This is a genomic window from Thiocapsa sp. C2-2m (genome assembly GCF_041903745.1).
GTDB lineage: Bacteria > Pseudomonadota > Gammaproteobacteria > Chromatiales > Chromatiaceae > Thiocapsa > Thiocapsa roseilacustris.
The window spans coordinates 48,787-59,925 of sequence record NZ_JBBWVD010000036.1 but is presented as its reverse complement, the minus strand read 5'-3'; the positions used below and the strand labels follow the sequence as shown (position 1 = coordinate 59,925).

Sequence of the window (11,139 nt, the reverse complement as noted above, 5' to 3'; positions counted from 1 at the left end):
GAGGGGGCGGTGGAGGGCGCGGGAGGTAGGGGCGACTTCAGTCGCCCACAGGTTGGTCGATGCTTTCCCGGAAATCGCCTTGGATTGGGCGCTCTTCCGGTAAGGGTGACCGACCCGCCGTACCGAGGTCAATCCATCAGATCGGCCTCGACCCCGAGTGCGCTCAATGCCTCGCGGCGTGCCGCAAGGTAGCGCTGGAAGCTCGGCTCCCACAGGTAGGCGCCTGTGGCGACGTAGTCCAAGGCGCCGTGGATGTGGAATGCCTTGAAGTAACCCTCGGTGCGGAAGACCTCGCGTCCGGCTGCATCGAAGAACACCAGACTGGGTGTGTACTTGATACCCAGCTCCGCGGCCCAGTCGCGGATCGGGATCTCGCGGCCGTCGACCGTTTGGACGGGGTCGCGCGAATAGGTATCCAGGATTGCCCCGTCGAAGCCGCTCAGCGAGTAGGCGACCGGCTCGCGCTCGAGGATGTCTTCGTGCAGCTCATCGCAGTCTCGGCAGGTGGGCTGCTCGAACATCACCACCAGAGGACGCATGGAGGCATCGCGATTGCGGGCGAGACGGAACGGGGCGGTCAGGAAGCCCCCTTTGGTGTGCAGTGTGCCCTTGGCCTCGGCTGAATCGAGTCCGGCGGCGTAGTCGGTGAATGACTCGCCGACCTGCTCGCGCCGCTCGGCGACATAGGCGAGCGCGGCCTTGAAGCGATGGGGCGGGAAGTAGCCGTTGATTCGCAGAACGACCTGCCCGGCCTCGTCGAGCAGCAGCATCGTGGGTGTGAACTGAACCCTCAGGTCGGCTCCGAGTTGTTTCTCCGTGGTGGACTCGCCGGACAGGCCGTTCACCTCCCGATCACCCCAGAGATTGATGGCGACGACGTCGAAGCTCGCCTGCATCAGACGGGCAATCGACTGATCGCCCAGGTTCTCCTGCAACAGCTTGGCGCAGTAGGGGCAGCCGTCCTGAAAAAAGTACAGGACTAGGCGCTTGTCCTGTGCGGTGGCCTCGGCGACATCCTCGCGGAGATCCAAAAAGGACGCCTTGAACCAGTCGGGTTGCTCGTGATAGCCGGGGTTCTGCATCCCGGGGGCCAGCTCGGCGGGTCCATCGCTTGCAGCCGCGGCGAGTGTGCCGAACAGCAGCAGGCTCCAAGCCAGCCGATGTATCCCGATCGAAGGCGTCTTCATCGTTCCAGTCTCCTCTGCGGTGCAACGGGGCTGCGGAGCGTGGGTGTGCTCACCTGTGCCCCTTTTATTTTGATGCGGCTCGGGCGCCGAGGCGCCTGAGCTTGAGATGTTCGGCGACTGCCGAGGTTCCTGAGTCACGTGTCGGAAATCAGTTGAGCACCGAATCTAATCGTTGTCGTTGTCGTTGTCGTTGTCGATTACGACAACGACAACGACAACGACAAGGACAACCGCGGCAAAGGTGTTCTCTCGTCGAGTTGTTTGACTTACTTTTGAACCGCTCTTAACTGTTCCGATCGGGCGCGACCCGGTCGGGGTTACCGAAACGCCGCTCTTCGGGGTAGGGAAAGACGTCTTCGAGATGCCCCGCCCGGATGTGCTCCTGGCGCGCCCGCCACCAGGCCGGGTCGAACAACTCGCTGTGCAGCTCCCGGAAGACCTTGCGGATGCGCGGGTCGGTCAGCAGAAAGGTCTCGAACTCCTCGGGAAAGACATCGTTCGGACCGGCGCTGTACCAGACCTCTTCGGCCATCTCCATCTCGGGGTAGGGCGCGGGCGGAATCTCCCGAAAGTGGCATTCGGTCAGGTAGCAGAGCTCGTCGTAGTCGTAGAAGACGACGCGACCCTGACGCGTTACGCCGAAGTTCTTGAAGAGGAAATCGCCTGGGAAGATGTTGGCCGCCGCGAGCTGCTTAATGGCGTCGCCGTATTCGCCGATCGCGTGGCGGATGTCCTCGTCGTCGGCGGTGTGCAGATAGAGATTCAGCGGCGACATGCGCCGCTCGATATAGAGGTGCTTGATGATGAGCTGATCACCATCGGACTCGAGGCTCTTTGCGCAGTCGCTCTCCAACATCTCGATAAGGGCCGCCGAGAAGCGGTGACGCGGAAAGGCGACGTGCGAGTACTCCCAGGAGTCGGCCATCCGCCCGACGCGGTCATGCAGCTTGACCAACTGGTACTTCTCGATGACGGTCTCACGGGTCATCTCTTTCGGCGGCGGGAAACGATCCTTGATGACCTTGAAGACGAAGGGGAACGATGGAAGCGTGAAGACGCACATCACCATCCCGCGGATGCCCGGGGCGATGACGAAATCGTCGGCCGAATACCTCAGGTGCTTGAGGAAGTCGCGATAGAATTCCGCCTTGCCGAACTTCTGCAGACCGATGGAGGTGTAGAGCTCGGCCTTGCCCTTGCGCGGCATCAGAGGGCGGAGGAAATCGACGACGGCGGCCGGGACCTCGGTGTCGACCATGAAGTAGGCGCGCGAGAAGCTGAAGACATCCGAGATCTCGTCCTCCCCCGAGAGCAGGGTGTCGACATAAAGCCCGCCGGGCGCGCCATCGTGTCCCTCGTCGTTGAGGATCGGGATTGCGAACGGGATCTGGTCCGCCCCGTTGATGGCCTTGCCGATGATGTAGGCGGCCTTGTTGCGGTAGAAGGGCTCGGAGAGGACGGCGAGCTGGAAGTTCTGATGCAGTGCGCGACGGCGCGGGAAGCGGTCCCGCACGGCGCGCATCAGACAGCGGATGTCGTGCCGGCGATTTCGAAAGGGGCGCTGAAAACCCATGTCGCCGAGGATGCGGGCGATCACCCGCGCGAAGCCGTCGCGTGCCGGGTAGTAGGGTCGAAAGATCGGGATCTCGGCCTCGAGGTGCTCGGTCGAGATCATCGGCCAGACGAAGATGTAGCTGTTGTTGTAGTAGCGCCGATCGAACAACCTGCAGAACACTGAGTTGTAATAGGTCTCGGCAAGCTCCGGCTGGTGGTGCAGCGGCAGCAGGCGCATGTACTCGATCTTGACGCGGCGCCACAGGATGTCGGTCGGGTCGCGCAGATGAAACTCGCGGCGCAGCAGGGCGACCGTCTCGCCGACCCTCTCGTCGTAGTAGCTGATCCGCGCGCGCGCGGCGGCTTGTACGCCAGGCCAATCCGCCGCCTCGAAGCGTTCCCGCGCCTTGCCGGTGATCTCGCGGAACAGCCGGTAGTGACGCCCGAATCCGTCGAGGATTGCCTCGGCAATCTGTTTTGCCTCGGTCCAGGCCATGTTTTTCCTCGCTAAGTACCTATCCGGATCGATCGCCGCTGTGCTTTGACCCGACTAACCGAGATCCAGCGGCCCGTCGGCTACCAGGATGCCGTCTTCGTCGCAGTAGACCTGATCACCTGGGGCGAAGCGCACGCCGGCGATGGTGACCGGTATGTCCCGTTGGCCTTCGCCGCGCCGATGGCTCTTGCGTGGATGAGTCCCCAATGCCTTGACCCCCAGCGGCATAGCTGCGATGTCGCGACTGTCGCGGATGCAGCCGTAGAGGATGACCCCGGCCCAGCCTTGCTCCACCGCGCCGGCCGCGATCAGGTCTCCGAGCATCGCGCAGCGCATGGAGCCGCCGGCATCGACCACGAGGACGCGACCTTGGCCGGGTTCGGCCAGGGTCGATTTCACCGGGGAGTTGTCTTCGAAGCACTTGACCGTCGAGACCGGTCCGCAGAAGCGGCCCCGCCCGCCGAAATCCCGAAAGATCGGATCGCAGATGCGAACATACTCGTCGTATCGATCGGAGATGTCGGTCGTTTTGAAGTCGAAGGTGTGCGGCGCGGACGGGATTTCGGTGGGCATCGGCGGTTGTGGGCGGGTCTGCCGGCGGAGCGCCGAGTATATACCGAGCGCACGTGGGTTTTCCGCCGCATTGCACGCCCCCACATGCCGGGCCGGCGTTGCGCCGCGCCCCGGCACAGGCAGATCTCGAAGCCGGGTGTTGAACTCGAGACCGTCTTTCTAAGCGGGGATGCTCTCGGGGGATTGCGCGAGCGCCTTGACCCAGCCTTCCATCGCCGCGTTTGCCAACGGCATCGGGGACTCAAGGAGGGTGATGACGAACCGATCGGCCTTCTCGACCACACCGATCGAGCGGCAGCATGAAAGCGCGATACCGAATAAACCCGAGCTGCCCGGTCTGAGATTTATCAATGCGTCGCACCGGGGCGATGCCTAGACTGCGGATCAACCTCATTCCCCGAGCAGACCTCGGGCGCTCGGGTCGCGAAGACAGAAGCGCTCGGAAACACTGTTCGACGCACTATCGGAGTTAGACCATGACCCAGCAGTCTCGGATCGTTACGCGCTCGACAGCCACCGCAACAGGGGTGACGCCTTATTGGTTGTGGGCGCCGGTACTCGCGACCACGACGATGCTCGCTGTTCTGCTGTTCGTACCCATGCCGTCGGTTCTTTGAGCGAGAGTGCCTTTAGCATCATGGAGACTCCTATCCAGTCGCCAGGTCGGCTCGAACACTTCCCGATCTCTTTCTTTGCGATGGTGATGGGCCTGTCGGGCCTCACTATCGGCTGGGAGAAGGCTCAGACGGTCCTCGCCCTCGATTTGGGCATCACCCCTTGGCTTATCGGCGTGACGAGCACGCTTTTCGTTGTCTTGATGCTGCTGTATACGGCCAAGCTGGCCATTTACCGGCAGGCCGTAATCCAAGAGCTTCGCCATCCCGTGAAGCTCAATTTTTTTCCGACCATCTCGATCAGCCTGCTCCTGCTCTCCATCGCCTTTCTGCCGGTCATGGATGACGTGAGTCGGGCGCTCTGGATGACGGGTGCGGCGCTTCATTTGGTCTTTACGCTCTATGTCGTGAGCGTCTGGATCCATCATGAGCACTTTCAGGTACATCATATGAATCCGGCCTGGTTCATCCCGGCGGTCGGGAACGTCTTGGTTCCGGTGGCCGGAGTTCCCCTGGGGTATCAGGATATTTCCTGGTTCTTTTTCAGTACCGGAATGCTGTTCTGGCTGATCCTGATGACGATCATCTTTTACCGGGTGCTGTTTCATCATCCGATCGAAGAGCGCTTGATGCCGACGCTTTTCATCCTGATCGCGCCGCCCGCCGTCGGGTTTATTGCCTATTCACGGCTTGTCGGGGAGCTCGATGCCTTTGCGCGGGTGCTCTATTTCATCGGTCTCTTTCTGACCTTGCTGCTGTTCACGCAGGCAAGCCGATTCCTGAAGCTCGGGTTCTTCCTCTCCTGGTGGGCCTACTCCTTCCCGCTCGCGGCGATCGGCATCGCGAGTCTCCTGATGTTCGAGCGCACCGGGCAGGATATCTATCGCTATCTCGGGCTCGGTCTCCTAACCCTCTTGACCGGCATCGTCGCCTTGTTGTTGGCGCGCACCGCCATTGCGGTACGGCGCAACGGGATCTGCGTTCCCGGTCATTGATGCCGGGGCGGGCGCGCGGCGACGGTTTTGCGTATCCGTCGTCTCGATGTCCCGATGCCCCCCGAGTCGACCGATCCTTCTCGGTCGCCGAGCCTCCGAACCGATTGCGTACTCAAGGAACCACCATGTCCGACGTCGCCCCCGCGGTGAAATCGAATCCGACCTATGCCTTTGTTTTTCTGGTTCTCTCGTTTGCGACAGGGCTTCTGTTGGCCTATTGGCGCGGGCCCCAGACACCGCCGCCCGAGCCGCCGGCGAGCGAAACGCCCGCGAGTGAGATCCGTGCGACGCTGGAGCTCGCGGGGTCCGACGCGCCTGTCTCGAGGTCCGTCGGGCCGGATGCCGAAGTCGAGCCGGGTGCTCTGGATGGGCGTCTGACCGATGCCGAAGCCAAGATCCAGCGGCTTGAACAGGAGCTGGTCGCGATGGCGGAGCAGCAAGCGGCTTTCGCGCTCGTCGTTTCGGAGCAAAAGGACCATCTGGCCGAGATACTCGCCGAGACCAGTGCAACGGCCGCGGCCGAAAGCGCCTCGGCTGCCGTGGATGCTGCATCCTTCGCGAACCGGTTGAAGGATGACCTTGCGCGTCTCGGCGCGCGTTCGACCGAACGTGGCCATTTGGTGACACTGACCGAATCGGAGCTGCGTTTCCCGGTCGGCGGGAGTGAGCTTGCGTCGGAGCGTTCCGAAGGGCTCGAAGCCATCGCCGAGGTCCTCGTGCGACATGACCGTCTGATGGCGCGCGTCGAGGGTCATACGGATCGCTCCGGCAGCGTAACCAAGAACCTTGCGCTTTCGCAGGAACGCGCCCGGTCGGTCAAGGATGTCTTGGCTGCGGCGGGCGTCGACGCCGAACGTATCGAGATCGTCGGGATGGGGGAGACCCTCCCCATCGATGAGGGCCGGACCGCCGAGGCGCGGCAGCGCAATCGTCGTGTCGAGGTTTATCTGATCGAGCGTTGAATCAAGATCCGGAAGAGAAGGGCAGTCGTGTGCATTACTCGGCGGGTGAGCCTTCGGTTGGACTCGATCGTCAAGGTGGATCAAGCCCTCGCATGCAGCACGAAGGGGGCGGCTGTCCGATCCGGGTTGACGCCGAGAAGCGCAACGCTGTCCGCGGGTACCTGCGATTCCTCAATGTTATCAGTATTAGAATTCGATAATGTTATGACATATCGTATCTACTTGGGGAACGCAGATGAAACACCCACGATCGACCCTGGTCCATCAGTCCGGCACGCTTTTGCCGAGTACCGACCCCCGGCCTGTGCCGAGCCGGATCCCTTGGCGTAAGACCTTAGGATTGCTTGGTCTTGTCGGCCTCGTCATGGTGTCCCTGAGTGTCTACTGGTCGATCCATCCAGCACCCTTGGATGGCGCAGCGTCTGTCGAGATCGAGCCCGGAGAGGCGGCCGGGGATGTGATCCCGGGCATCCGTACGGTTGCGATGGCGATCGGGATCGGCGATGCGCTCCTGACGAAGCCCGGCGGGTTTCTCTACAACGATCGTTTGCCGCCCGGCGTCTTTCTCGACAACACCCAAAGTTGGGAATGCGGAAACCTGATGGCGCTGCGTGACTTCGTGCGCGCGCTGCGGAATGATTTCAGCCGATCCCAGAGTCAATCGGTCGAAAATGCCGATGTCAAGGAAGCCGAATTGCGTTTCGCGATCGACCCGAAATCCTGGGTGCTGCCCTCGGCCGAGAATGAATATGGACTTGGGATCGAGGCGCTCGAGCGGTACTTGTCGGATCTGCGCGGGGCCGATCAACCAAGCGCGCAGTTCTTCGCCCGGGCCGACAATCTGGCGGCCTATCTTGCGGTGGTCGAGAAACGCCTAGGTCATTTCGGCGTGCGTTTGAGCTCCAGTGTTCCGGACAGTGACTTGGCGGCCACTATCGGCATTCCAAGGGCCAGCGGCGACGTTGCGCTCCCGGACGAGGAGCCGGTCCCGATTCAGACCCCGTGGCATCAGGTCGACAACGTCTATTACTGCGCTCGCGGATACAGTTGGGCGCTCTTTCATCTGATGCAGGCGATCGCGAGCGACTTCGAGGGTGTCTTGGCGGCAAAACGCGCGGAGGTCTCGCTGCAGCAGATTATTCGGGACCTCAAGGGTGCGACCAAGCCCATGGGCAGCCCGATTGTGTTGAACGGCGATGGCTACGGCATCTTGGCCAATCACTCGCTGGTGTTGGCCTCCTACATTGCGAAGGCGAACGCCGCACTCATGGATCTGCGTATGCTCATGCAGCAAGGCTAGTGCGTCGGCTCAGACGATCGCGTCCTGCTGCACGTGCTCGAGGACCTCGGCCTGGAGCGATCGGATGCCGGTGATCAGCGCGTCGCGCCCCTCCAGCAGTCTCGCGATCGGATCGCTCATGCCCTCGCGATCGAGGCGATCGAGCTCAAGCAGCTGCCCGGCGTGCCGGTGAACCTGGCGGTGCAGGGCGTCGAGCGAGCGGAAGCTCGGCATCCCGCCGTATTGCGCTCGGCCGGACCCCAGGTACCAACGCCCGAAGTCGCACAGCTCGGGTTGAATCTCGGGTCGTCTTGCTGCTGTAGCCGTCGAGACGTGGCGCACGAGACGATTGACCCAGTCGCGATGGACCGCCTCCAGGCTCAAGAGCGAGAGATCCTCGGTGGCCCAATCCACGTCGGGGCGATCGGTCCAGAGTTGCGGCGGGCGGAAGCCCTTGATCCAGGACACGAGCTGCTCCGGGGGCATCGGGTCGGCGATACCGTAGCCCTGCGCTAGGGTGCAGCCCAGATCCATCAACAGCAGTCCGTGCGCAGCGGATTCGACGCCCTCGGCAATTACCTCGCGCTGGAAGGCGTTGGCGATCCCGATGACACCCTTCACCAGATTACGGCCGTCGCGCGAGCGCAGGATGTCGCGGACCACGGTCTGATCGATCTTGACGACTTGGGCCGGAAGACAGCGAAAATCGGTGAGGGATGAATAGCCGTTGCCGAACCCGTCCAACGCAAACTGGACGCCGAGGACGGCGCATGCGCGGATGACCGAGGCGATGGTCTCGATGTCGCGCAGGGCCTCGGACTCGATGATCTCGAACAACAGGCGCATGGGGTCGACGCCCGGGTGCTGCGAGAGCATCTCCTGCAAGGCGGCGACGAAGCCGGTGTCCTGCAGCGAGCAGGCCGAGAGATTGAGGCTCATCGTCAGATCCAGCCCGGCGTTCTGCCAGTCTTCCAGTAATCGCAGCGCCCGATCCATCACCCACCAGTCCAGGTCGTGGAGCAGCTCGTCGCCCTCCATCAAGGGCAGGAACTCGCCTGGAGGCAAGAGTCCGCGCTCGGGATGCTCCCAACGCACGAGTGCCTCGACACCCACGACCCGGCCCGAGCCCATATCGACCCTCGGCTGGACATGCAGCCTCAGCTCGTCGCCTTCGATGGCCTCCCGGATGCGTACCAGCTCAAGCTTGTGTGCCTGATCGGGCTGATCCTTGACCGCCTTGAAGAACTGATAGCGATTGCGGCCCTGCTGCTTGGCCTGGTACATGGCGTGATCGGCATGGCGCAGGAGGGTATCCGCATCGCCTGCGTCCTGCGGGAAGAGGGTGACACCGGCGCTGCCGGTCACGGCGAGCGAGTGACCGTCGATCAGGATGGGTTGGGCGAGCGACGCGAGCACGCGTTCCAGAAGCGCGGCGCAGTCCGACAGCGACTCCATGTGGTTCATCAGTAGAACGAACTCGTCCCCGCCGAGTCGGGCCACGGTGTCGTCCTCGCGCACGCAGCCACGCAATCGGCTGGCGACCGTGACCAGCACGCGGTCGCCCATCTTGTGCCCGTGGGTGTCGTTGATGGGTTTGAACCCGTCGAGGTCCAAATAGCAGACCCCGAGCAAGAGACCTTGCTCGCGGGTCCGCACAACCGCCTCGTCCATGCGTTCGGCCAAGAGCCGCCGGTTCGGCAGGCGTGTCAAAGGGTCGTAGAGGGCGATCTCCTCGAGCCGCCGTCGGCTGTCGAGCAGCTTCTGCTCGTTGCGCCGCCGCTCGAAGGCACCGCCGATCAGATCGCCGAGAAACCCCAGTGCACGCATCTCCGAGTCGCGCCAGCTGCGCGTGTCGCTCAACATCTCCATGGCGACGAATCCGCCCATGCGACCGGCCACCCGAATCGCGACAGCGGCCACCGATCGCACCTCGAGCTGCTCGAGCTGCTCACGGTCGACGCGCCAGGTCACGGGGAGCTTGGAGACGTCGTCGATACGGATATCGTCGCCGTGCTGCAAGGTCTCCATCCAGCGTGGGATCAGCGATGTGGGTACCGGCGGCGCGCCCTCGCCGGCGAGCCCTAGACCGCTCGCGCTCCACTCCTGGGTGTTGCGCATGCTCGAGCCGTCACGGCTCAGCACGAAGACATAGGCCCGTTCTGCGCCCATGCGCCGCGCAACGGTCCCCAGGGCGTTCTCCACCAAGGGGCCGACGGCGTCGGCAGGGGCCGCCACCAAGGATCGCGAGGTCTCGACCAGGACGGTCTCGAGGGTGACCAGATACGAGAGGGCTCGCTCCGCCTGTTTGCGCTCGGTGATGTCGGTGCCCGAGCCGAGTCCGCCGATCAGCTGCCCTTCGCCGTCGCGGATCCGGCTGTTGTTCCATTCGATCAGGCGCTCCGAGCCATCCGCGCAGAGGACCGTACCCTCGACCGCGATCAAGGGCTCGTCCTCATCCAAGGTCACACGCGCAAGAATCCGGCGGGCCTGCTCGCGCTCGCGCTCGGGTACGAAGGATGCCGCCCAATCACGCCCGATGATCTGGTCTCGGTCGAGTCCCAGGACCTCGCAGCCTTTACGGTTGATGAGACGGACGCGACCCTCGAGATCCAATCCGACCAAGACCACGGCAGCGATGTCGAGGATGTGGTCGACATCGGCGAGGCGCGTTCCCAGGGACTCGGCATGCGCCTCTTCGCCCGCTTCGGGTTTTGCTCCGCTCGCAAGCATCCCTGAGCCGGACAGAGACCCTGCCCTCATGCCTGCGTAACGGATCGCCGACAGGACCACAAGGAGGGCGAGCACGGCCGATAGGGCCCAAGGCAGAATGCCTGCCCACGACTGCAGTCGGCGGCGCTCGGCATCCTCTGCCGCGGCCAGATCCATCACCAGATAGAGTAGGGGGTCTTGCCCGAGTGCGGCAGGATCGACGTGCGACGCGCCGTCGACACTCGCCCTGCCGACGCTCATGACACCGATGAGACGATCCGATTCGGGCTGAACGGCGAAACGCGACTGCATGGGAGACGCCGCGGCGGCATGTGTCATGTCGGCGGGTATCTCGTCGATCGCAAGCGGCGTGGAAGAATCTGCGGGGCGATCCGCGCCGGCGCCCGGAACAGGGCGATCGTCGTCGAGTCGGCCGAAGGCGAGGATGTGCGGATGTGCGCCCGAGGCGGCGAGAAGGTGCGCCGTGGTCGAGGCATTGCTGCGCGATTGGTCCTGCAGGATGGCGGAGGCGACATGCTGCAGCAGCCGCTCCGCGACCGCTTCCTGCTCGATTTTGGCGCGTGCGGGGATCCCGATTGAAAGCTGATAGGCGAGGTACAGAACCAGCGCAAGTGCCGGAACGAGCGCGACCAGTCCGATCGGCAATCTTTGCGCCTTTGTGCGAATCATTCGGCAGAGGTTGAAGTATGGACCCTAGCTTCGCAGGCGAGCACACGAAAAGTGTCATAGTTTCTGCTGCTCACTCTATC

Annotated in this window: 8 protein-coding genes; 3 read left to right on the top strand and 5 right to left on the bottom strand. The window is 63.2% G+C overall.

Features of this window, described 5'->3' with window-relative positions:
* Positions 1 to 128 precede the first annotated feature (128 nt).
* The 4 genes from AADX97_RS23125 to AADX97_RS23110 all read right to left on the bottom strand — a co-directional run bounded on the left by AADX97_RS23125 (position 129) and on the right by AADX97_RS23110 (position 4,161).
* Complete coding sequence (locus AADX97_RS23125) at positions 129 to 1,187, bottom strand: thioredoxin family protein (protein ID WP_374232972.1); 1,059 nt, start codon at positions 1,185 to 1,187, stop codon at positions 129 to 131.
* Positions 1,188 to 1,470: 283 nt separating this feature from the next.
* Positions 1,471 to 3,237 (bottom strand): bifunctional isocitrate dehydrogenase kinase/phosphatase, encoded by a 1,767-nt coding sequence (gene aceK, locus AADX97_RS23120; protein ID WP_374232974.1) that lies wholly within the window; start codon positions 3,235 to 3,237, stop codon positions 1,471 to 1,473.
* A gap of 54 nt (positions 3,238 to 3,291) precedes the next feature.
* Complete coding sequence (rraA, locus tag AADX97_RS23115) at positions 3,292 to 3,810, bottom strand: ribonuclease E activity regulator RraA (RefSeq protein ID WP_374232976.1); 519 nt, start codon at positions 3,808 to 3,810, stop codon at positions 3,292 to 3,294.
* 159 nt (positions 3,811 to 3,969) lie between these two features.
* Positions 3,970 to 4,161 carry a DUF6858 family protein gene (locus AADX97_RS23110; RefSeq protein WP_374232979.1) on the bottom strand — a complete coding sequence of 64 codons (192 nt, stop codon included), beginning with the start codon at positions 4,159 to 4,161 and terminating at the stop codon, positions 3,970 to 3,972.
* Between the two features lie 286 nt (positions 4,162 to 4,447).
* On the opposite strand from AADX97_RS23110, the gene AADX97_RS23105 reads away from it, so the two are divergent.
* The 3 genes from AADX97_RS23105 to AADX97_RS23095 all read left to right on the top strand — a co-directional run bounded on the left by AADX97_RS23105 (position 4,448) and on the right by AADX97_RS23095 (position 7,681).
* Positions 4,448 to 5,419 (top strand): SLAC1 anion channel family protein, encoded by a 972-nt coding sequence (locus AADX97_RS23105; RefSeq protein WP_374232981.1) that lies wholly within the window; start codon positions 4,448 to 4,450, stop codon positions 5,417 to 5,419.
* Between the two features lie 125 nt (positions 5,420 to 5,544).
* Positions 5,545 to 6,381, top strand: coding sequence for an OmpA family protein (locus AADX97_RS23100; RefSeq protein ID WP_374232983.1), 837 nt, complete (start codon positions 5,545 to 5,547; stop codon positions 6,379 to 6,381).
* Positions 6,382 to 6,616: 235 nt separating this feature from the next.
* Positions 6,617 to 7,681: a DUF2333 family protein gene (locus AADX97_RS23095; protein ID WP_374232985.1), complete on the top strand. Its 1,065-nt coding sequence runs from the start codon at positions 6,617 to 6,619 to the stop codon at positions 7,679 to 7,681.
* A 9-nt stretch (positions 7,682 to 7,690) separates the two neighbouring features.
* Here the strand turns inward: AADX97_RS23095 and AADX97_RS23090 are convergent, their stop codons facing one another.
* A complete protein-coding gene (locus AADX97_RS23090; RefSeq protein ID WP_374232987.1) occupies positions 7,691 to 11,035 on the bottom strand; it encodes an EAL domain-containing protein in 3,345 nt (1,114 codons plus the stop codon).
* Positions 11,036 to 11,139 lie beyond the last annotated feature (104 nt).

Excerpts from the sequence above, each read along its gene's own strand:
- AADX97_RS23105 (WP_374232981.1), top strand. The coding sequence starts at position 4,448 with ATGGAGACTCCTATCCAGTCGCCAGGTCGGCTCGAACACTTCCCGATC.
- AADX97_RS23100 (WP_374232983.1), top strand. The coding sequence starts at position 5,545 with ATGTCCGACGTCGCCCCCGCGGTGAAATCGAATCCGACCTATGCCTTT.
- AADX97_RS23125 (WP_374232972.1), bottom strand. The coding sequence starts at position 1,187 with ATGAAGACGCCTTCGATCGGGATACATCGGCTGGCTTGGAGCCTGCTG.
- aceK (WP_374232974.1), bottom strand. The coding sequence starts at position 3,237 with ATGGCCTGGACCGAGGCAAAACAGATTGCCGAGGCAATCCTCGACGGA.
- rraA (WP_374232976.1), bottom strand. The coding sequence starts at position 3,810 with ATGCCCACCGAAATCCCGTCCGCGCCGCACACCTTCGACTTCAAAACG.
- AADX97_RS23095 (WP_374232985.1), top strand. The coding sequence starts at position 6,617 with ATGAAACACCCACGATCGACCCTGGTCCATCAGTCCGGCACGCTTTTG.